Below are 21,856 nucleotides of genomic sequence, written 5' to 3'. Positions count from 1 at the left end.
AAGGCCGTTCTAGATTCTAGGTCCTAGATTCTAGGTCCTAGGTCCTAGGTCCTAGAGCGAGCTTGCAAGCGTCCTAGCATCTTCGTTTTAAAGCCCTGCGATAACTGATACAGCGACGGCGGTGTTATAGATAATGCCCGTGATCTGTGTCCAGAGACTTAGGTTATCTTTATATTCCGTATCTAATGGCACAATAATGGTATCACCCGGTTGTAATTGGTCTTCACTACTAAACCAGCTCGAACGACCAGGCATTAGCACTGAGCCATTTGCTTGGATAACGTAAGTGCGGTCTTCATCAGCGCGTTTACGCGCACCACCGGACATAGCTAAATATTGGTCTAAAGTTAAGCCATCTTTAAATCTGTGAGTTGCTGGGTGCTGAACCTCTCCCATCACTGCAATGGTTTGCTTAGTCGATGGAACATAGAGAATATCGGCATCTTCAAGCTGTATATTCGCCTGTTCAATCCCTAATGAAATTGCCGCTAAATCGACAACAAGACGTCCTACCGCTTTGATATTTTCTAAATCAGCCAACATCAATTGCGCATCTGCATAATTGACCATAGTGCCATCCTGCGATACACCTCGTGTGGCTATATCTCGACGCAATTGATCGGCTAACTTTTTAATCTCAATTTGCTCTTGCTTACGAACAGACTCGCGCACAAATACAGCTGATGGCAAATAAGCATATTCAGTAAACCCACCCACACGAGCGATTAAATCGTTAAGTGTTTCACCGCGGCGGATATTGTAGCGCCCAGGGAATTTTACTTCGCCTCGGATTTCAACAACTTTAGATTCTTGCCAATCAGGAGTCGTCATCACTGTTAACATGTCACGCCCAGTTAAACGGATATTGGCACTTTCGATTCCTTGCAAAGCTTGTGTTAAATCAAGATTATTATGCTTAATTCTAGAGCCATTGATATCGGTTGAGGTAGTGGTTAATTCAGCTCTAGCGGTATAAGCACCTTCTTTTAAACCACCTGCAGCGATCACTAAATCATTCACCCGAGCACCCACAGTCAGTGGATATACTCCTGGTTCTCTTACCTGTCCATCAATAGCAACAATTTGAATACCAGAGCCTGCTCGCCCTTGGCTATTTAATTTAACCATTACTGGGTAGAGTAACTCTTGACGGCCCATCTGATTACTGAGTTTAAGTAGTTCTGTATCGTCAAATAAATTAGCCAACATTTTATTGACTACGCCTTTAACAACCTCAGCTTCTTCAGACTCCTTCTTATCTGTTAGTACTACACCAGCAAGATCGGTACGTTGCGATAACTTAGTTTTATCGAGTTGCACAAAGCCCGCTTTAAATAAATCTGAACCTAAAAGATTACTTGTATTTAAAGAAGTGACTTTTTCAACACGCTCTTTTACTAATTTATTTAGCTCATAGCGGTTCTGTATATCATCTGAAAAATTAAACAGGATGATTTTATCACGCGCATTTAAACTAAGGTCTTGGCCACTTTCTTTAGCACTAATTGCTTTCCCTGGTGAGAATTGATGCACTTCAATATCGCCGTATTGATTCACTTCCCGGATCACGATTGCGTAATCGAGATCAGCAGAAGCCGCTAAATCTCCCCATAGAGAAGGTAATACGTCACTCACTTTTTGACCGGCAAACCATTGATATTTACCCGGACGAACAACAGCCCCGGCTATAGTGATGGCACTCTCGTATTGCTCCGACGCACTTTTTACACGAACAATGTCACCAGCTTTGGCTGGTGTATTTCGACCTTGCTCAGAAGTTAAGTCTACATTCACTATGCTTTTCAAAGATTTACTATTATAACGCTCTATTGAACTGCTTTTAGGATATGCTCCTGTATTTAACCCTGCGGCCATTGCGATAACGTCAGCCATGCTCTCATTGTGTTTTAGCTCGTAAATGGCTGGGCGTCTTACTTCGCCAGTTACGCTTACAAGGCCACCGATAGAAGGAATAAACACCACATCACCAGAATGGAGTCTTAAATCCCCCGAGGCATCACCTCGCATTAACAGGTCATAAAGATCTAAAGTACCAACTAGTTTGCCATTACGTTTCAGCTGTACATTACGTAATGAACCGATCTCGTTAACACCACCAGCGACAAACAGAGCCTGAGTGATAGTTGATAAACTTGAAACCGTATACGAACCAGGTTTATAGGCATCACCGGCCACAAAAATGCGTATCGAGCGCAACTCACCCATAGTGATGTTGGACTCAATACCGATCATTTGCTCACTAATACGCTGGGATAAAGAGTCTCTGAGCTCAGAGAAACTAAGCCCCATGACTGGTATTGGACCTAGCTCAGGGAACTGGATAACCCCCTCACGGTTAATGACGAGGTCATACTCTTTATTTTCTTTACCATAAAGCTGAACTTTAATGTTATCGCCTGGACCGACGAGATACTCTCCTGGAACAGGGACGTCTGACACAGGTGCAAATGTGCTTGGTTCACCAGCAAACATCTCATAACCGAAACGACGCAATTTTATTTTGCTGGGATCTTCAGAAAAATCTAACTCCGCTTTAGCCGCTTTTTTATCGGCATCAGACACACGAGGATTGGTGTCTCTTTCCCCTACGACTTCAGGATTTGTAACCTGAGTTTGGGCCTGAGAACCTGAAAGCATATTAGGATCAATACCGTATTGCTTAGCAAGCCTTGCCTGTTCAGATTTCGGTAATTGCTTGAACTGCTCAATCATTTGTGGAGATGGCGTAACGGCATGAACCTGAGCGCCCATCAATATTGTGGCGCCAAGGCCTACTATGATGAATTTTTTGATTTGTTGTAACACCAGATATCTCCGATTGGATTTAAAATGATAAAAAGCAGAGTTGCTAGAAAAAAAAGAGCGTCGCTCGCTCCTTCTAGAGTCTAGGACGCTATGCGGCTAGAGCGGGCTACGCCCTGCTAGAAAAAGCAGAGCATCGCTGCGCTCCTTCTAGATTCTAAAGCAAGCCTGCGAGCGTTCTAGAGCGAAGCGACCTAGAGCCACGCAGTGGCGTTCTAGCAGGCCGAAGGCCGTCCTTTCTTTGCTTTCAGACACGCTACCGATCCGCGTGGCGGCCCGAGGCCTTCGGCGTCCGCTTAACGAATGAAACTATTCATTCGATGTCTTTCAGGCACGCTACCGCCCATAGATTGCGGCTTCTATATTGCCCTTCGCGATGCGAAAATTCATATTTTTCATTAACATAAAACAGTGTTACAAGAATAGTTAAGCTCTACACTCGTTCAGTTACAGGACGTAACTAAATCTAGTTACGTTAGTAAAATACCTTAACCATAGGATGCAAACACTTAAGATAAGAGCTTATATTCTAACTTTATGATTACAGAATCTTACTTCAAAGATTCACTACCGATAGAACATTTAATGTTCAAACGGCCATTTTTAAGATCACACCTTAACAGGTTGCATTTTAAAAATGTAACTACAAACCCTAAACAAAATCAACAAATTGATTTTTAAGTAAATATTAAACACCTTGTCGCTTTGGTAAATACTTTATCAACTTCAAGGATAGCTAATATCTTACAAAATACTGAGCATTACTCTTACAACAGGTTTTGTACTTATGCACTTAAACACAAATTCGTTCTACACTTTGCTGTGGAACAGTCACTGTCTTTATCTGCCCCATAATGTTAAATAGTACATGGCAACGTTTGTTTGGGCATTTTTCTTGAAAAATGCCTTCAAGATCAACAAAGGGGCCATCTGTAAAACGAATTTTCTCCCCCGTTTTTAGCTCTAATTCTTCGGCTAATACTGTTTGGGAAGGCGTTAGTTCTTTCATGCGAATGGCATGGATAATTCTGTCGTCAATGGGCGTCATTTTCTCTTGACAATTAACGATTCGATTCACACCACGAGTAGAATGGACCTGCCTGACACTTGTCTGACTTGGGTCAAAATTGATGAATAAATAATTAGGAAAGAGTGGTACACGACAGACTTGTTTGCGCCCGCGCTGAGATTTCTCTTCAGAGACCATAGGCAAATACGTCTCTAAATTTTGAAGTGCTAAGTTCTGTTGTGCTCTCGCTTCACTACGAGGTTTACAATACAAAAGGTACCATGCCTTCATAAGCTAATCTCACTACCCTATAAATAAGTGACGTCCATTCACGGGTCGCAATCATAGCAAAGATGCTCAAGTCGGTGGAAGTAATTTTTCGACTATTCCTGTCTCTCGCTCGGTATGCATACAATGACGCTCACATTGACTAATTCATAATTAAAATCACAACACTATACTGCTGATAATGTCACCACTTAGCTTACCAAAATTGACTTTGGTTGCTTTTAAGGGGTATATAAGGTGGGATTTTAGCGAAAATACTCATTTTACTGCTAAACACATTACTTTTATTATAAGAACGTAACAATAACCCATACGTAACTAGCGGTTATTCAACAATTAATGAATGCTATAGCGGGAATTAATGGTTGATTAAATCTGCAGGCGATATTGGGACGAGCAACAACCATTTTTCTGTGGTGACATCATCCTGTTTCAGGGGCCCACAGGCAATCACGAGCTTAAGGTGGAAGACTTCATGAGCGTAGCAAAACCACAAGGAACGATGCTTGGGCATCCCAAGGGATTGTTCCTGCTGTTTACAACAGAACTTTGGGAACGATTTAGTTATTATGCAATGCGTGCCATTTTGGTGCTTTATTTAGTTGATCAGGTGGGTAAACAAGGCGGTGGCGGCTTAGGATTTAGCCAAGCTGACGCTTTATCCTTATATGGTACTTTTACTGCGTTAGTGTATTTAACGCCGCTGATTGGTGGTTGGTTAGCTGATAATTTTCTGGGACAGCGCAAAGCCATTTATTTTGGTGGCGCGTTAATGGCGGCAGGCCAATTTACGCTAGCTGCGCCTCATGCTTGGTTTCCTGGTATTGAAACGACCATTTTCTATATCGGTTTAGGTACCCTCATTCTGGGTAATGGTTTGTTTAAGCCGAACATTTCCACTATGGTGGGCGATCTCTACGAGGAAGGTGATCACCGTCGCGATGGTGCATTTACTATTTTCTATATGGGAATCAATTTAGGTGCGGCATTATCCGGCTTTATTGTTGCTTGGGCTTATACTAGCTTTGGCCACACTGAAATGGTTAATGGCCAAGAGGTTTTTGTTAATAACTGGCAGGCAGGTTTCTTCTGTGCTGGTATTGGTATGCTGCTGTCGCTGGTGATTCAATTTTTATTTGCTCAAAAACTGTTAGGTAATATTGGCACCGTGCCTGCGGCCAAGCTTGAACGTGAACGCCAGGCTAAGCTAGGCAATACCCGTAAAGAACCACTTACTAAAATTGAGCGTGATCGTCTCAAAGTAATTATGGTGCTGGGTTTGTTCACGATTATTTTCTGGGCGGGCTTTGAACAAGCGGGCGGGTTAATGAACTTATTTACCAATGAGTTTACAGACCGTTACATAGGTACTTGGGAAGTGCCCACGACTTATTTCCAATCGCTAAACGCTATTTTTATTGTGTTATTTGCCCCTGTAATTGCTTCTATCTGGATCCGTTTAGGTAAAAATGAACCTAACTCGCCAGTGAAATTTGCCTTAGGTTTGTTCTTATTGGCGATTGGCTTCTTGTTCATGATTGGCGCTGTGGTTGAGATGGGTAGCGATCCTACAGCTAAATCAAGCATGTGGTGGTTAGTGGGTGCTTATTTCTTCCATACTATGGGTGAATTATGTTTGTCACCTATTGGCTTGTCTATGGTGACTAAGCTTGCTCCACTGCGTATTGCCTCTTTGATGATGGGCGCTTGGTTCCTGTTTATTGCGATGGCGAACAAGGTTGCTGGGGTCGTAGGCTCTTTGATTGGTCACGGTGGTGGCAAAGAGGAACAACTTGCTAATGCTATGTCAATTTTTGCTGGTATCGCGATTACAGCGGCTCTGTCTGGCGTGATCCTGTATTTTATGGCTGACAAATTAGTCGATTGGATGCATGGCGCAGAAACCAAGCATCACACTGAAGCTGAAGCCTTAGAAAGCGAAATTGCAGTGACGGCTGAACATGAAGCGATAAAACGTTAATAATCCTGTTCGACTGTTTTTAATTGTTAAAACAAAAACGCCTTACTCGCAAGAGTAAGGCGTTTTTGTTAAGTCAGCTATATACTCAATTTCGTCAAAGCGTCTAAAAACTAAAGGCTTAACTGTAGAAAACCACCAGCAGGTAGCGTTGCATCATAGACTAAGCCCTTAAACTTGTTATCAAGTAAAGCTTGTTTATGCTCAGGCTCACTTGTCGCAATACACAACTGTTCTTGCGGTAAAATACTGCGGAACTGAATGCTCGGTTTACCCCAGTCTAACACGCCAAGCTGAAGACTCTCAGACAGTGCTAACGGGCTTAATCCCTCGTCATTACGCAGATAACAACGCAGCCCCTTACCCGCCTGTGCAATAGCAGCACGGTACTTAGTTAGCTCAATAGCAACGTAAATCATATCGGCTTTGATATCGAGACCAGATTTCACTAAACGCTCGTTCAAATAGCTCATCATGTTAAAGGGTTCAATAATGCTCTGACTCTGGCCATTCCTAAAATCTTTAAGCTTCTGATTAACAAAACTTCTAAGCAGAACGCAAGCAAACGCGGCTCGATTATCCTCTGGGTACAAATGGGCCATGTACATGATCAGGTGATCGCTACCAACCATAGTTGAATCAATGAAATAACTGCTTATATCGCTATTTTTATAAAGGCTATAGTCAACCTTGGCTGCCGGATAACTAATATTTGAAGCGGGAAAGAGTTGTTGCTGAACTTGTTTTGCTGCAGCAACACTTTGCTCAAGCAATGCTAGATTATCACTTAATTCTTGGTGGGATAGCGCGTCAAAATCTGAGGCTTGAGTATCATCAATGTAGGAACTATGAAGGCTTTGTTTAATGGCTTGTTCAATAATAAATAAATCAGATACTGGCTTAACGAGATAATCACTTGCGCCAATGCGTAAGGCTTCAACGACGTCAGCCATGACATTATTACCCGAGATCACGATAGAAGGCACTAAAGGTGCTAACCTTGTCATTTCCTTAAGCATATCGAGTCCACCGAGCTTAGGCATACTCAAGTCTGCAAGAACAATATCGAAGCGCTGCGATTTAAAAACTGACAATCCTTGTTCACCATCACAGGCTTGTGTGACTTGCGCACCTCTGCTATCGAGAAAGCTTGCAACAATCTGCCTAAACACGGGGTCATCTTCAACTAAAAGAACCGCAACACCATTTAACGCCATAAAGGTTCCCGAATAAAGTTCATCGCATAGCCATTACTCAAGTGAATATGCCAATAACAAAATTTAACAAGGCTAGCATTTGATGACTAAAGACAAATGCTGTCAAGTACGGCCAATAGGGTTACTCAAGCTCCTGCATATACTGATCGAGCAACTCATCATCATCTTGCTTTTGAGGGACATGACCATCATAGACTTTATAGTCCATGTGCTGTAAATATGCATCTTTGACAAAGGCATAGGGATCGAGTGCATTATCAACAAGTCGCTCTTGATCGATTGCTGATGCTCTAGAATGAAGGTTTTTAAGTCCCCATTTAACAATGGATTGCCACATTGTTAACTCAGACAATGGGAAGTATAGACCATCAACCCAATCAGACGCGAGTTCTCGCACAACATAAGGACCCGCAAATGGCGCCATGAAGTAAGGTCCATTAGGCACCCCATAATAACCCAGCACTTCATTAAACTCATCTTGCTTGCGGCTCATACCCATCATGTCAGCGACATCAATGACACCTAATAAGCCGACAGTAGAATTGATTGTAAAGCGTCCACCGGCATTAGCTGCCCAGCCCCACTTACCCTGCAGCACATTATTTACTAAGCTGCTAGGTTCCTCTAAATTCTGCACAAAGTTATTGATACCTGTTTTAGCAGGCGTAGGAATATAATCGTTATAACCATGGGCTACAGGACGATATAAATATCTATCTAGGTAGAGATAGTTGAAGTCCCACATAGCTCGGTTAAAGCCTTCGAACGGATCGCGGGGATCATCATAAGTAATTTGTACCTTAGCAGGTGTTTCCTGCTGAATGGTATCTGGTAGGGATACTTCAGCCGATTGCACTTTAGGCAACAGCATTAACCCCAAAGATAATCCCATCCATTTTAACTTCATATCGCTCTCTTAATATAAATGTACAGTTTAGACATCAAATTTTCGCTAAAGTGACAATACAAAAATGACGATATAAAGATAATTCGTCTTAGTGGCATACTATCCAGTATGACAGTTCCTTTGTCACAAGGCGCATAAGCATACTTGGCAAAAAAAATTGGTCAATTGTTAATTTTACTAAACGAATGTATCGCAGGATAAACTATATAAGGTCATTAAATGGAGTCGATTCCACTTGTCAGCAGTCAAAATTCGCAGTTACATACTGCGATGGCCCACACTGATGCCCTCAATACTACTCCACGCCCCATTCCAGCTCAGGTGCAAACATCACCTGAGGGAGATAGTATTATTCTAAACGGTACAGAATATAATTTAAAGCTAGTTAATGCTCAACAGCGGCAAATATTGTTGACTGCTAATAGCTTTTTAGTCGCGCCCAATGCGCAAAACAGCTCAACTCCAACTACGATAGTGCAAAACTCCACTAGCCAACTACTTGCGTTAGCTACACCTCTCGTACTGAAAATCCCTGAGGCAGTGATCAATCTGGCGCAACAAAATGGCATATCTCAGACGCAGCTTTCTGCACTCGCGGCTCGCACACAGGGCTATCCATTACCCAACGTCACTATAGTTAACAAGGAGCTTCAATTTGCTAATGGTACCGTTGTAGCACAAGATCCTGGACCCCAGCTGAATCAAGGTGAATTCATCGCTAAAATAGCCTTTCAACAAGGGCGCCCTATTTTATTACTCACCCCAATACAGAGCAAACTCGAAATCATAATTGGGGCGCCAGTAAATGAAACTCAGGTTCCCACAAATAAACCATCTTCTGATCTTGTGATCGCGAAAATTGAACCAGCACAGATCATTGCCTCCTTTCTAAAAAAACTCGAAAATATCAACTTTCTGCCTGAGCCCACAAAACAAATGGTCACGGCCAAAGTCGATATAATGCAGCTTCAAAGTAAAGTAGATATTCCATCAGCGCTTACTGCGACTGGCTCACAGAATATCTCTAACGCGCAAGTCATAACGCCAACAACTAAAGACTTAGGTCAGATCAGCACTCAACACTCAGCCCTTGAAAATCGGCTTGTGGGTCAATCACCGGCATCACAAATGGGTAAAAACGTAAATAGCAAAAACGGGTTACCTCAAGGCTCAAAAACGTCACAAGAAATCCTAAGTGTGAGTCCTACAGACATAAACAAACTTAATAATATTTTAGGGTCCAGTAGCCAAAAGAGTGAACAACAAGGCAATGATGCTAAGACTGATACTTCGATAAAAGTAGCTGATGTCTTACAAAAAGCGTTCAATAAAGCGGGGGCACTTCCTATTGAGCTATCTCGTTCTAATAGCAACTCGAATTTAGCATCTGAGTTATTGAAACTCCTACCGCATTTAGGGCTACCACCACTGAGCCAATTAAATGATATCGATGAGCTCAAAGCCAATATTCTCGGTCTAGCGAGTCTAAATCTTGCTACGCCTCAATCAAATCAAGCCTCAATGCTCATGAATGGGAGTGCAATTACCTCACTTTTTCAGCTGCTACTTGGCTTTAAAGCCAATAACAATTCGAATTCCGTGAGCAAAAAGCTTGCCGACTACCTTGAACAGTTACAAGCTAAAGTGGGCTTCTCCACTAAACTTCTTGGGCAACTGAGCAAAGCAGGAGGCCTTGATAGCATGGGACTATTAGCCTCTAACCTGCATTTATACCAACAGGCAAGTAATGAGAGCGCTGGCAATTTGGTGTGGTTCTTTGCCCTTCCCTATGGCATTAACCAACGACAGGAGCAACTGGAAGGGAAATTTGAGCAAGAAGCCGATCCTGATGACCCAGATAAAAAAATGGGATGGCGTTTACAACTGAAGTTTAATCTAGCACAAGGACCTCTGCTGATTTCAGCCCAAAACCACAATCAACAATTAGATATCCAGTTCAAAGGCAATAGTCAGATACTACTTAATAAGGTTAATAACTTTTTAACGCCCTTAAGCCAAAAACTATCACAACTGGGTTTTACGCCTGGTGAATTATCAACTCAAATAGCGCAAGTACCAGCAACCTTATTACCTGGTGATCATTTCCTCGTAAAGACAAAAGCTTAATGAGTGACAATGTTCCAACACTAATATTGAGTTCATTATACAAAACATTGGGAATAACGATATGAGCGAAGAGAGTGAACCTAAACAAGCTGTCGCACTGAGCTACGATGGCCGTAACGCTCCTAAAATAGTCGCGACTGGTGAAGGGCTTATCGCAGAAGAAATTATTGCCTTAGCTAAGGCTAACGGCGTTTATATCCATCAAGATCCTCATCTGAGCCATTTTTTGCAATTGCTAGAGTTAGGAGAAGAAATTCCCAAAGAGCTTTACCTGCTTATCGCCGAACTGATTGCATTTGTGTATATGCTCGACGGTAAATTTCCTGAGCAATGGAATAATATGCATAAAAAAATTGTCGAGAAGGCATAAAATAAAAAAGCTAATTCAGAAAAATTAGCTTTTAGTGTTCAATTGGCTACCGATTACTTACGATGCAGACGGATCAACAGCTCGGCTTCAGCTTTAGGTAATTCGCATTCCTTAATCAACTCGTCAACGCCAGCACCAAGCGCGACCATCTTCATGGCTCGAGTATAAAGTTTTGCCTGTGGATCCTGTTGAGTCGTCTCTTCAATCCGTTCAGACTGTTGCAGTATGCGTTTTTCTAATTCAATAACACGACGGCCTACACCGATTGTGCCACTGCGTAATTCTTGCAATTCACGTTTAAAAGACTCTCGCTGCCGATCGCCCTCTTTAACTAACACAGTCAATGCATCAACTTTGCTTCTTAATTTACTCAATTGCTTTTGTAAAAAGAGTACTAACCCTAAGCATGCGATGACATAGACTAACGCTGCGATCAAAAATTCATCGCCCATCAAAAATCCTTATACTCACTCAAAGCCATAGATTAGGAGCTGGCTTACAATTAAGTTATCTATTCCAAAGTGCTTCACTTGACGTCACCAATATCATTGGCCATTGTTCAAACTATGATAAAAAAAGACTTCGTCTATCCATAAATCGTAAATACTCAACATCATCGATTTCTTCGCAAACAAACAAAATGGCTGAATGAATTCTAATCATTCAGCCTTATCACACTCATTGATTAGATCTGAGTCAACTCAGCCCATTCTTCATCGGACAATAATTTGTCGAGATCAACTAAGATAAGTAATTCATTGTCGCGATTACTCACGCCTTGAATAAACTTAGCACTCTCTTCCGTTCCAACATTAGGCGCATTGTCAATTTCAGAGCGGCGCAAATAAACCACTTCTGCAACACTATCAACTAAGATACCAATGACCTGCTTTTCAGCTTCGATGATAACGATTCGAGTTGAATCATCAACTTCAGCAGACTGCAATCCAAAACGTGAGCGGGTATCAATTACAGTAACGACATTACCACGTAAGTTAATGATGCCTAGTACATAATAGGGGGCACCGGGTACAGGAGCTATTTCAGTATAACGCAGCACTTCCTGCACTTGCATTACGTTGATACCGTAAGTTTCATGGTCCAACTTAAAGGTAACCCATTGTAATACTGCATCATCTTTACTTGCAGCGACTGCTGCTACATTTCTTGTATCTTTCATGTTTACCTCAACCAATTGAGTCCTGACAACCTAAACCCGCATTAAGCATTTCAACTAAGGCTTGTACGTGCAAAATGCCACACATCTGTTCTTTCACTACACCCGCTAACCAAGGGCGTTTACCCGCTTGACTACGCCAGTTGACTTGCGACTTATTAATTTTTACCGCATTGACCAAGGACTCACAAGTCAATCCCCAGTTACTGCCTTCTAATAATACAAGATATTGATAATTTACTGATTGCGCCAGTTTATCTGTGTATTTTTCTGGCATAACCCACGCACAAGTATCAACAATGTTCAATTGCTCCTCCCTATGCGTCTGTACACCAAGAAACCATGCGGGTCGACCAAAGATGTGGTTTATCCGCTCAACTTTTACTATTCCGCCTAAACTCACCAAAGGCACAGCCAATGTCAGCCCTGCTACTTTAAAGAATAGTACCTGAAACTCATCATCGAGCACTTCTTGCAAATCTTTTGTCACACTAGGAGGCGTAATGCCGACTTGTGTTTCTGGCACAACCACTGGCTCAACGATTTCATCAGCAACGGTTTCATTAACAACAGGCTGAGCTTTTGGTACTTCCACCACAACGGGTTGAACATCAATAGGTGGCGCTATCTCTACTGAAGGTGGTATCGGTTCTAACCTTGCAGTCTTTAGTACTGGCGCTAATAATTTCTCTAACGCTTGCTTATTCACTTGAGCTACAACCTGGCTTACCGGAGCAACAAACTCATGTTGTCTTGGCGCCGCTTTTGGCTGCAACTGCGCAATAGGCGTTATGGCCTTCTCTACATTCTGCGGTGCGGCAGTGCGACCATTTTCAGCCAAAATTGCCGCATCGAGCAATGCTGCCTCCGTTTGATTAACGGCAACATTTTGATTTGAGTCTGCTTTTACAATGCTTTGAGGGGAAACAATCTGGTTTGGACTGTCGTCTTCCTGCAGCAATAATGCGAAAAAATCAAAAACAGTTTCATCAACCGATTTTGACATGGCCAAACTCCCCAACTAATAAGAAATCTAATAATCTTTCATAGGCTTTAACGCCGCGGCAACCACTCGCATAATGCGATGCTGGTAAATGTGCCAAACTGGCATCTCTAAACTTAGTGTCTACTGGAATAACGTCTTTCCACAAAGTATCACTGTATTCGGCACCAAGAACTTGCAAAGCCGCAGGTGATGCTTTGGTGCGTTTATCGTACATGGTAGGCACAACAGTGTAACTGTAGCGCGTCTTCTTAGATCGGCCCATTAACTCCATCGTTTTAATCATCCGCTCTAGCCCTTTAATGGCAAGAAACTCCGTCTGCACAGGAATAATGATATGCTGACTTGCCGCAAGCGCATTGACCATTAATACCCCGAGTACGGGTGGGCAATCAACGATAGCAACATCATAATCATCAGCAACCAGTGCTAATAAATTACGTAGTACTAATCCCATTCCCTCTTGATGACCTAAGGCTCTGTCCAAGGTAGCCAATGCCATAGTTGCAGGTAATAAATCCAAACCATCGACTAAGGTTGGCACTACATGGGATAAAACGAGTTCCTTAGAAAGGTTTTTATGGGCAAGAAAAACATCAAACAACGAGCCTGGAACCTCTTCAGAATCAATACCTAAGTAATAACCTAACGAAGCATGTGGATCGGTATCTATCATAAGAACACGCTTACCACGCTTAGCTAATGTTCCCGCTAAACTCGCTACCGTCGTGGTTTTACCTACGCCACCTTTTTGATTCGCTATGGTCCAGACTTTCAAGAAGTGACCCCTACCTATACTGGTTAATATGCTAATGAACTAGAAAATTGTGAGTTCACAAATTCTAAAAATTACTGCTCTTTTCTGGTCGTGACTCGAATGCCGCCATTGGGCAAACTAATCACTTTGACACCATCGGCATTCTCAGATATCACCACGGGCAGCATCTCTGCATTTTGGGGGGCAATTGTCTGAGAAACAGCTTTAACCTCTTTTTCTGGCGCTTGAAGCTGTTTAGGAATAGAGGATTCCAGATTAGTTTTTTCCTTCGCCGTATCTATTTCAGTATCTGGTTTGCCCAGCAAAGGCGGAATGCTATTTTGTACCGGCTCAGGACCAATCGCTACAGCCTTCTGCTCACCAGGAGCCGCTAATTGCAACATTGCTTTAGTCTGATCGGGATGAGACGCTAACCAAGTTGCAATGGCTTCAGCCTGTTCGTCAGGTACCATTAACAGCACCTGAGTCGATTCCAAACGTTTTATATCCGCCTGCAGCAAACTATTCTTACGCTTGTAATCAAGGCTTAAGGCACCAAGAACCAAAATGGCTATGCCCATCAACAAGATGATGAGCACACTATTTGTGCTCATCGGATATTGATTTTTAGACACGAACAGACTCTTTTAAAATACATTCGGCCATGTTGTCTAAGGCTATTGACTGGGTGGCAATCCCTGCACTCGCAACGGCTTGTGGCATACCATAAACCACACAACTGGCTTCATCTTGCGCCCAAATGGTAGCGCCTACAGCTTTCAACATCCGTGCGCCTTCTCTGCCATCCGCCCCCATGCCAGTTAATACAACAGCAAGCACATCACCACTAAAGGCTTTAGAAGCAGAAGCAAAGGTGATATCCACACAGGGCTTATAATTCATATCAGCACTGCCAGCGATAACTTTTAATCGGCCACTTGTTCCAGTACGTTCAACCATCATTTGCATACCACCCGGCGCTAAATATGCACAACCCGGTTTAAGCAGATCGCCATTAGCGGCCTCTTTTACTTCAATCTTACATAAGCCATTTAAACGACTCGCAAATGCAGGGGTAAAGGCAGCAGGCATATGCTGGATTAATAAAATAGGATGCGGATAGTTTGCTGGAAACTGCGTGAGTATTTTTTGCAGCGCAACCGGACCACCAGTAGATGTACCGATCAGCAATAATTTATACTGCTTACCACTTGCACGAATCGTCGTTGCCGTTGAGGTTCTAACAGGAGCTGCGACAGGCGTATGAGCCGATATACTGGTTGTACCTAAAACGCTACCTGTTGGACTTGGACGCGCGCTAGTTGTTGGCGAGACCACCGGACGTGCAATAGGACGAAACATTCTGCGTCGTCCCAATGCCTTAACTCTTTGTTGCAACAATAAAATGGCATCATCTTTGTTGGTCGCAATATCTTCAAAACGTTTAGGTAGAAAATCTAATGCACCAGCATCTAAAGCGTCTAACGTTGCTTTAGCGCCATCATGGGTTAAAGAAGAAAACATCAAGATCGGAGTCGGACACTTAGCCATGATTTCACGAACAGCAGTAATACCATCCATGACAGGCATCTCAATATCCATTGTGATAACTTGGGGATTAAGCTCAGCAGCCAACTTCACCGCTTCGGCCCCATTTGAGGCCGTCGCGATAACTTCCAGTTCAGGATCTTGATTGACTATTTCACTAACACGTCGTCTGAAAAAACTTGAGTCATCAACGACTAATACTTTAATGGCCATTCCATTCCTTAGCTTGGAAACTAATTCTTACTTTTCGCATAATGCTTTAGCAATCCAGGAACATCTAAGATCAGTGCAATACCACCATCCGATGTAATTGTCGCACCAGCCATCCCAGGTGTGCCATGTAACATAGCGCCAAGAGGTTTAATAACGACCTCTTCTTGTCCTATTAAGGCATCCACTACAAAACCAATTTGCATCATGCCTAATTGCACGATAACCACATGACCATGCTTTTTATCGCCATGTTTAAAGGTCGTTTTGTTTCTATGTAGCCAGTGTTCCAAATAGAACAAAGGTACTGCCTTATTACGCACTATGACAGTCAGTTGCCCATCAACAATATTGGTTTTTGTGAGATCGAGATGGAAAATCTCATTCACGCTAGATAGAGGTAATGCAAACACTTGTTTAGCGACATCGACCATTAAGGTAGGCATAATCGCTAATGTTAACGGTACTTTAATCTCAAGTATCGTTCCCTTACCTTTCATAGAATCAATATGTACAGTGCCATTAAGCTGGGTGATACGAGTTTTTACCACGTCCATCCCAACACCACGGCCTGAAATATCTGAAATCTCAACTTTAGTTGAAAAACCTGGTGCAAAAATCAAATTATAGGCTTCGCTGTCTGTCATCCGCGAAGCAGAATCTTCATCGAGTACACCACGTGTTATCGCGATTTTTTTAAGTTTCTCAGGATCCATTCCTGCGCCATCGTCTTCGATTTTCAGCAGTATATGGTCGCCTTCCTGACTTGCAGATAAGGTAATCGTTCCCGTTCTTGGCTTACCACTGGCTTCACGCTCGTTTGGCATCTCGATACCATGGTCCACAGAGTTACGCACTAAGTGGACGAGTGGATCGGCAAGCGCTTCAACAAGGTTTTTATCTAAGTCAGTTTCTTCACCGACCATGATCAAATCAATTTCTTTGTTTAGTGTACGAGCAAGATCACGTACCACCCGAGGGAAACGACCAAACACTTTCTTGATCGGTTGCATACGGGTTTTCATCACAGCGCCTTGCAAATCGGCAGTAACGAGATCTAAGTTCGCAAGAGCTTTCGACATCTCCTCATCATCACGGCTGATGCCTAAGCTCACCAATCGATTACGCACTAACACTAACTCACCCACCATATTCATGATCTGGTCGAGTCGTGCGGTATCTACACGTACTGTTGTTTCACCCTGAGGCACATTCGCAGAGCTAGCCTTAGCAGGTGCTTTATCGACAACCGCAATTTCCACCTTAGGTTTTGCAGCAACGACTGGAGCTGGTACTGCGGCTTTAACTGGCGCAGGAGCATGTAGTGCAGCAGTAGGTGCTACAGTCGCAACAGGGGGCGTAGGCGCTTTTACTTCAGCTTTCGCAGGTGCTCCGCCTTTCCCATGGAGTTCATCAAGTAATCGTTCAAACTCATCATCGGTAATTTCATCAGCATCTACAATCGGTTGAGGCGCAGGTGTTGCCACAACCTTAGGCTTAACAGGCACTTCAGCCTCAGCTTTAAATTTACCTGAACCATGAAGTTCATCCAGTAACGCCTCGAACTCATCATCAGTGATGTCATCACCTGATGTTGAAGGTGTTTTAGTTGATGCAGCAGGCTTTGCAGCAACTGGCTCAGATACAAATGTGGTAGCAGCGACCGCAGGTCCCTTTCCTGAACCATGAAGCGCATCCAATAAAGCTTCAAATTCAGCATCATTGATATCATCGATACTTGAAGACGTATTTTCAATGGAAGATGAGTTATCACTTATATCAGCAGGGATTTCTTGAAGGGTAGGAGTATCAATAATGACTTCAACAACAGGTTCTGGCTCTACAACCTTGGCAGAAGCGACTTCAGATGGCAAAGGCGCACCTGAACTGAGCATTTTAAGTCTCGCTAGCAAACCTGAATCAGCGGGGTCTTGTTGCTCGCCCTGCTGGGTTTGCGCAAACATGGTATTAATTGCATCAACAGCCTGCAAAATAATATCCATCAACTCTGCGTTAACGCTACGCTTGCCTGTCCGCAATAAATCGAAGGTATTCTCAGCCTCATGACAAACATCCACCATGGGAGTTAAGCTAAGAAAGCCAGCACCACCTTTAACGGTATGAAAACCTCGAAAAATGGCGTTCAGCAAGTTAGTATCATCAGGATTATTTTCAAGCGCAACGAGTTGCTCTTGCAGAAGCTCTAAAATTTCACCGGCTTCGATTAAAAAGTCCTGGAGTATCTCTTCATCTACATCAAAGGCCATCAAATTGACTCCCAGTTAGAAACCCAGACTCGATAGAAGATCATCCACTTCGTCTTGACCCGTTACCACATCTTGACGAAGCTCGGCATTCATTATCGGGCCTTCTGCTTCAATATTATTTTTCTGAGCAATCTGACTTTCAATCATAGGTTGCTCACCAAATACCGTCAGCATAGAAACCAGATTACTTTCTACTTCCATTACTAGATCAATAACACGACGTATTATTTGTCCTGTTAAGTCTTGAAAATCTTGCGCCATCAAAATTTGATTAAGCAATTCACGTAATCGAGTCGAGTCATTTGCACTACGAGACATAAGGTCTTGTACATCGTGACAAAGGCCCTTAAATTCAGTCAGCGCTATCTCGCGTCGCATTAATCTGTCCCAAGATGGCATGACATTTTGAATATTTACGGTCACGGCATTAGCCAAAGGTAAACATTCTTCAACCGCATCCATGGTTTTATTTGCAGCTTGTTCGGTCATGTCAATAACGTAATTTAAACGTTGCTTGGCATCGGGGATCTCTGTATTGGCTAATTCAGCAAGACGATTATCAACTTGAAAATCCATCAGCGCACTATGAAGTTGCCGAGTTAATTTACCTACTTCTTCGAATAATTCTCGTTGCAGTGGAGCAGCAAGCTCCCGAAATAAATCATCTGCCTGACTTTGCTCACCTGCACTTAATAATTCAACTAAATGCTGAGCTTGCTCGAGCGTGATGAGCCCTGATGTTTGTGACTTCATAGCTCATCCTTGCTCAAGCGAGTCGTTCGAATATTTTATCTAACTTCTCTTTCAGCGTTGCAGCGGTAAAAGGCTTAACCACATAACCATTCACTCCCGCTTGAGCGGCAGCAATAATCTGTTCACGTTTTGCTTCAGCAGTTACCATTAATACGGGTAAATGCTTTAGCGAATCATCAGCGCGAATTGCTTTTAACAGATCGATTCCTTGCATACCAGGCATATTCCAATCTGTAACAACAAAATCAAAATCCCCCTTTTGCAACATCGGCAGGGCTGTTGAGCCATCGTCTGCTTCTTGGGTGTTATTAAACCCCAAGTCTCGCAACAAGTTCTTGATGATACGCCTCATTGTCGAAAAATCGTCAACAATGAGAATCTTCATATTCTTGTCCAAGGTTTCCTCCGGTGAGCTGACATTCTGTGCTCGATTAATAATTATACTTATGTCCAGTGCTTGAGTTTAGCTTTCAATCGCAACATTGCCTGACTTAATATCTGGCTAACCCGCGATTCACTGACTTCAAGAATGGCGCCAATCTCTTTTAAATTCAATGCTTCATCGTAGTACAGGGATAACACTAATGCATCTCTTTCAGGCAATAATTTAATTGCCTCAACCAGAGCAGAATGAAATTGGTTCTCAGCTAATGCTTCAAATGAATCATCATCGGACCGATCACTCACTGTAAGTATATCCTGAGATACGCCTAAATCTTCTATCCCTATGATTTTTCCGACAGAAACATCGTTAAGAATATGATGGTACTCATCGAGCGTCATATCAAGTTTTTCTGCAATTTCTGTGTCGCGTGCATCACGGCCCAGTTCTTGCTCTAACTCATCAATAGCGTGTGCAACCTTACGATTGTTACGATGAACGGAACGAGGGACCCAGTCGCCACGACGAATTTCATCTAACATGGCTCCACGTATGCGTATGCCGGCGAAGGTTTCAAATTTCGCACCCTTGCCACCATCAAACTTGGATGATGCTTCTAGTAACCCCATCATCCCAGCTTGGAGTAAATCATCTAACTGCACAGATGCAGGTAGTCTGGCGAGTAAATGATGCGCAATTCTTTTAACCAACGGAGCATACTGTTCAACGATCGACGATTTATTGTCTAAACAAGTATACGCAGCGGCTTTATTCACTCGTTTTTTCCTCTTGAAAATCTGGTCGTTGTACTAAACGCTCAACGAAAAACTCCAAATGCCCACCAGGTTGCTGCGGCACAGGCCAGCTCAAAATTTTATTTGCCAATCCTTGATAAGCAATTGCCGCTGGTGATTTAGGATAAGCTTCAACCACCAATTTTTGTTTACGAACAGATTTACGTAAGTTTTCGTCAAATGGAATCGTGGCGACTAATTCAAGTGCAACATCTAAAAATCTGTCGGTCACTTTACTGAGTTTAGCAAATAATTCCATACCTTCGCGTAAACTACGCACCATATTGGCAACTATTTTAAAACGGAACACGCCATGCTCACGGCTGAGAATTTTAATCAGGGCGTAGGCATCGGTAATCGAAGTGGGTTCATCACAAACAACGACTAACACATCCTGCGAAGCACGTGAGAAACTGAGCACCATATCTGAGATCCCAGCCGCGGTATCTACGACTAGAATATCAAACTGAGTCCGCATCTCGCTAAATGCTCGGATTAATCCAGCATGTTGTGCAGGGCTTAATTCCACCATCCCCTGTGTTCCTGAGGTGGCTGGAACTATGCCTATCCCCTTTGGACCACGCACGATAATATCGTCAAGCTCTGCATCACCAGAGAGCACGTGAGAGAGGTTACGCTCGGCACGAATACCCAGCATGACGTCGACGTTTGCTAAGCCAAGGTCAGCGTCAAGTACCAAAACACGCTTGCCTTTTTCGGCTAATGCCACAGCAGTATTAATAGAAACGCTGGTTTTACCCACGCCTCCTTTGCCACCAGTGACCGCGATTACTTTCACTTTTTCGTTATAGGGTTGATTCATCATACGTAAACCACTTGCTTGATCCAGGGTCATAAATCTACTCAAATGCACAGGCCATATTATCTGACCACGCTGTGTCTTGTAATGATTGTTGTTCTGTACTATCTAACGCTGCGAGTGCCTGCTGGGCTAAATCTAGGGTATCCGCAACTTTCATATCTTCAGGAACTCTTTGTCCATCAGTAATATAACTTAATGGTAATCCGTTTTGGATCAACACACTTAATGCCCCTGCTAACGACACAGATTCATCGAGTTTTGTGAGAACGACACCAGATAGGGGAATGCGTTTAAAATGATTGACTGCATCTTGCAGCACACGGCGCTGCCCTGTCGCAGACAGTACCAGATAACTGCGGATAGGTATCCTGCTATTTGCAGTTAAATTATCAAGTTGCTGGTAAAGGCGCATATCTCGCTGTCCCATGCCAGCCGTATCTATCAATACTAGCTTGCGATTCCTAAACTGATAGAGAATTTGCTCTAATTCATTTAGATCATGAGCTTGCTTTACTGGGCAGCCCATTATTTTGCCATAAGTTGCTAATTGCTCATAGGCTCCGATGCGATAATGATCTGTGGTAATTAAAGCAACATGTTCAGCACCATGATGTGCCGCAAAACGGGCAGCAAGTTTAGCTAATGACGTTGTTTTACCAACCCCAGTAGGACCAACTAATGCAACCACTCCGCCCTGCTTAACAATGTCATCGCCCTGATTATCAAGCATATTAGCGAGACTTTGTGGTAATGCTCTGACTAATTCAGCCGGCGTATAATGCTGACTCAGCGCGGCTAATTTATTTGCAACGGCAGGGGAGAATTCAGCCTCAAGTAATTTGGCTTCGAGCATAGCACCGACGGGATCGATGCGTTTTTTATGTTCCGTCATCAAGGAGGATACTTGATGTGTCAGTAAATTACGCAGTGATGCTAATTCATCACGCATAGCTTCAATATCAGCACTTTGTTTCTGTGATGTTTGTGGCTTTTTATCAAACGAGGAAGGCGCTTCACGACGTTCTGGTTTCACAGCAGTAGGGGCTTGTAGGCCCTTAGCCCATGCAGGTAACTCAGCATCAACTTGCTGATGTGACATTTGTTGATTCAAACGGCTTTGCTGCTTCTCAAGTAAGGCTTGTAATGAGTCTGCAGGTGCGGCTGGCTTAGCGCGAGTTTCTACACGGACTGGCTGCTTAGCACCGAGGGACACGAGATCGTCGCTCACGTCCATAAAGGTCGGTGCTGGCGCAGTGGCTGCAGTTTTTGCTTTAGGTTCGTCATAGTCAACGGCAGCGACAATTTCGATGCCACCGTTCACTTTTTTATTTGACATAATGACGGCATCTGAGCCGAGTGTTTCTTTCACTTGGGCCAGTGCGGCGCGCATGTCTTTGGCAAAAAATCGTTTAATCTTCACTTA

The 21,856-nt window shown here is 43.1% G+C and carries 19 protein-coding genes; 3 read left to right on the top strand and 16 right to left on the bottom strand.

The annotated features are described in order from the left end of the window. Positions 1–87: 87 nt before the first annotated feature. The gene (locus HUB64_RS19620) at positions 88–2,826 is read right to left on the bottom strand and encodes an SLBB domain-containing protein (protein WP_173497655.1); all 2,739 of its coding nucleotides are present in this window, start codon (positions 2,824–2,826) and stop codon (positions 88–90) included. A gap of 790 nt (positions 2,827–3,616) precedes the next feature. Then, on the bottom strand, positions 3,617–4,123 hold the full coding sequence (gene rfaH, locus HUB64_RS19615) for a transcription/translation regulatory transformer protein RfaH (protein WP_173497654.1): 507 nt from the start codon (positions 4,121–4,123) through the stop codon (positions 3,617–3,619). A 472-nt stretch (positions 4,124–4,595) separates the two neighbouring features. On the opposite strand from rfaH, the gene HUB64_RS19610 reads away from it, so the two are divergent. After that, the gene (locus HUB64_RS19610) at positions 4,596–6,101 is read left to right on the top strand and encodes a peptide MFS transporter (protein WP_173497653.1); all 1,506 of its coding nucleotides are present in this window, start codon (positions 4,596–4,598) and stop codon (positions 6,099–6,101) included. Between the two features lie 110 nt (positions 6,102–6,211). On the opposite strand, the gene HUB64_RS19605 is transcribed toward HUB64_RS19610, so the two are convergent. Further along, positions 6,212–7,315: a response regulator gene (locus tag HUB64_RS19605; RefSeq protein WP_173497652.1), complete on the bottom strand. Its 1,104-nt coding sequence runs from the start codon at positions 7,313–7,315 to the stop codon at positions 6,212–6,214. Between the two features lie 121 nt (positions 7,316–7,436). Continuing rightward, positions 7,437–8,222 carry a VacJ family lipoprotein gene (locus HUB64_RS19600; RefSeq protein WP_173497651.1) on the bottom strand — a complete coding sequence of 262 codons (786 nt, stop codon included), beginning with the start codon at positions 8,220–8,222 and terminating at the stop codon, positions 7,437–7,439. Between the two features lie 219 nt (positions 8,223–8,441). On the opposite strand from HUB64_RS19600, the gene HUB64_RS19595 reads away from it, so the two are divergent. Next, positions 8,442–10,349 (top strand): hypothetical protein, encoded by a 1,908-nt coding sequence (locus HUB64_RS19595; RefSeq protein ID WP_173497650.1) that lies wholly within the window; start codon positions 8,442–8,444, stop codon positions 10,347–10,349. 61 nt (positions 10,350–10,410) lie between these two features. Next, positions 10,411–10,719, top strand: coding sequence for an EscU/YscU/HrcU family type III secretion system export apparatus switch protein (locus tag HUB64_RS19590; RefSeq protein WP_028761167.1), 309 nt, complete (start codon positions 10,411–10,413; stop codon positions 10,717–10,719). A 53-nt stretch (positions 10,720–10,772) separates the two neighbouring features. Here the strand turns inward: HUB64_RS19590 and HUB64_RS19585 are convergent, their stop codons facing one another. The 12 genes from HUB64_RS19585 to flhF all read right to left on the bottom strand — a co-directional run bounded on the left by HUB64_RS19585 (position 10,773) and on the right by flhF (position 21,853). Continuing rightward, on the bottom strand, positions 10,773–11,171 hold the full coding sequence (locus tag HUB64_RS19585) for a DUF2802 domain-containing protein (RefSeq protein WP_173243810.1): 399 nt from the start codon (positions 11,169–11,171) through the stop codon (positions 10,773–10,775). A gap of 233 nt (positions 11,172–11,404) precedes the next feature. Further along, a complete protein-coding gene (locus tag HUB64_RS19580; RefSeq protein WP_006082380.1) occupies positions 11,405–11,899 on the bottom strand; it encodes a chemotaxis protein CheW in 495 nt (164 codons plus the stop codon). A 7-nt stretch (positions 11,900–11,906) separates the two neighbouring features. Continuing rightward, positions 11,907–12,902, bottom strand: a complete 996-nt coding sequence (locus HUB64_RS19575; RefSeq protein ID WP_105251948.1) for a chemotaxis protein CheW — start codon at positions 12,900–12,902, stop codon at positions 11,907–11,909. After that, a complete protein-coding gene (locus HUB64_RS19570; RefSeq protein ID WP_028761170.1) occupies positions 12,886–13,677 on the bottom strand; it encodes a ParA family protein in 792 nt (263 codons plus the stop codon). Before HUB64_RS19570 ends, HUB64_RS19575 begins: the two co-directional genes overlap by 17 nt. A 71-nt stretch (positions 13,678–13,748) precedes the next feature. Next, complete coding sequence (locus tag HUB64_RS19565) at positions 13,749–14,270, bottom strand: membrane anchored protein in chemotaxis locus (RefSeq protein WP_173248599.1); 522 nt, start codon at positions 14,268–14,270, stop codon at positions 13,749–13,751. Between the two features lie 13 nt (positions 14,271–14,283). Continuing rightward, complete coding sequence (locus tag HUB64_RS19560) at positions 14,284–15,417, bottom strand: chemotaxis response regulator protein-glutamate methylesterase (RefSeq protein WP_028761172.1); 1,134 nt, start codon at positions 15,415–15,417, stop codon at positions 14,284–14,286. A gap of 20 nt (positions 15,418–15,437) precedes the next feature. After that, a complete protein-coding gene (locus HUB64_RS19555; RefSeq protein ID WP_028761173.1) occupies positions 15,438–17,681 on the bottom strand; it encodes a chemotaxis protein CheA in 2,244 nt (747 codons plus the stop codon). Between the two features lie 15 nt (positions 17,682–17,696). Then, positions 17,697–18,434 (bottom strand): protein phosphatase CheZ, encoded by a 738-nt coding sequence (locus HUB64_RS19550; protein WP_028761174.1) that lies wholly within the window; start codon positions 18,432–18,434, stop codon positions 17,697–17,699. Between the two features lie 13 nt (positions 18,435–18,447). Then, positions 18,448–18,831 (bottom strand): chemotaxis response regulator CheY, encoded by a 384-nt coding sequence (gene cheY, locus HUB64_RS19545; protein ID WP_007649667.1) that lies wholly within the window; start codon positions 18,829–18,831, stop codon positions 18,448–18,450. Between the two features lie 47 nt (positions 18,832–18,878). Further along, on the bottom strand, positions 18,879–19,592 hold the full coding sequence (locus tag HUB64_RS19540) for an RNA polymerase sigma factor FliA (protein WP_028761175.1): 714 nt from the start codon (positions 19,590–19,592) through the stop codon (positions 18,879–18,881). Further along, entirely contained in the window at positions 19,585–20,466 is an 882-nt protein-coding gene (locus HUB64_RS19535; protein WP_006082389.1) for a MinD/ParA family protein, read from the bottom strand. Before HUB64_RS19535 ends, HUB64_RS19540 begins: the two co-directional genes overlap by 8 nt. Positions 20,467–20,470: 4 nt before the next feature. Continuing rightward, entirely contained in the window at positions 20,471–21,853 is a 1,383-nt protein-coding gene (flhF, locus tag HUB64_RS19530) for a flagellar biosynthesis protein FlhF (protein WP_131523092.1), read from the bottom strand. Between the last annotated feature and the right edge of the window lie 3 nt (positions 21,854–21,856).

The organism is Shewanella sp. ISTPL2, assembly GCF_013283205.1.
In the GTDB taxonomy this organism is placed as follows: domain Bacteria; phylum Pseudomonadota; class Gammaproteobacteria; order Enterobacterales; family Shewanellaceae; genus Shewanella; species Shewanella oncorhynchi.
Note: the sequence above shows the minus strand (reverse complement) of the source record. Positions and strands in the feature narration are given on the sequence as shown.

Coding starts and splice junctions, on each gene's coding strand:
- HUB64_RS19535 (WP_006082389.1), bottom strand. CDS start 20,466: ATGACCCTGGATCAAGCAAGTGGTTTACGTATGATGAATCAACCCTAT.
- HUB64_RS19605 (WP_173497652.1), bottom strand. CDS start 7,315: ATGGCGTTAAATGGTGTTGCGGTTCTTTTAGTTGAAGATGACCCCGTG.
- HUB64_RS19590 (WP_028761167.1), top strand. CDS start 10,411: ATGAGCGAAGAGAGTGAACCTAAACAAGCTGTCGCACTGAGCTACGAT.
- HUB64_RS19555 (WP_028761173.1), bottom strand. CDS start 17,681: ATGGCCTTTGATGTAGATGAAGAGATACTCCAGGACTTTTTAATCGAA.
- HUB64_RS19585 (WP_173243810.1), bottom strand. CDS start 11,171: ATGGGCGATGAATTTTTGATCGCAGCGTTAGTCTATGTCATCGCATGC.
- rfaH (WP_173497654.1), bottom strand. CDS start 4,123: ATGAAGGCATGGTACCTTTTGTATTGTAAACCTCGTAGTGAAGCGAGA.
- HUB64_RS19550 (WP_028761174.1), bottom strand. CDS start 18,434: ATGAAGTCACAAACATCAGGGCTCATCACGCTCGAGCAAGCTCAGCAT.
- HUB64_RS19610 (WP_173497653.1), top strand. CDS start 4,596: ATGAGCGTAGCAAAACCACAAGGAACGATGCTTGGGCATCCCAAGGGA.
- HUB64_RS19595 (WP_173497650.1), top strand. CDS start 8,442: ATGGAGTCGATTCCACTTGTCAGCAGTCAAAATTCGCAGTTACATACT.
- HUB64_RS19565 (WP_173248599.1), bottom strand. CDS start 14,270: ATGAGCACAAATAGTGTGCTCATCATCTTGTTGATGGGCATAGCCATT.
- HUB64_RS19560 (WP_028761172.1), bottom strand. CDS start 15,417: ATGGCCATTAAAGTATTAGTCGTTGATGACTCAAGTTTTTTCAGACGA.
- HUB64_RS19575 (WP_105251948.1), bottom strand. CDS start 12,902: ATGTCAAAATCGGTTGATGAAACTGTTTTTGATTTTTTCGCATTATTG.
- HUB64_RS19580 (WP_006082380.1), bottom strand. CDS start 11,899: ATGAAAGATACAAGAAATGTAGCAGCAGTCGCTGCAAGTAAAGATGAT.
- HUB64_RS19600 (WP_173497651.1), bottom strand. CDS start 8,222: ATGAAGTTAAAATGGATGGGATTATCTTTGGGGTTAATGCTGTTGCCT.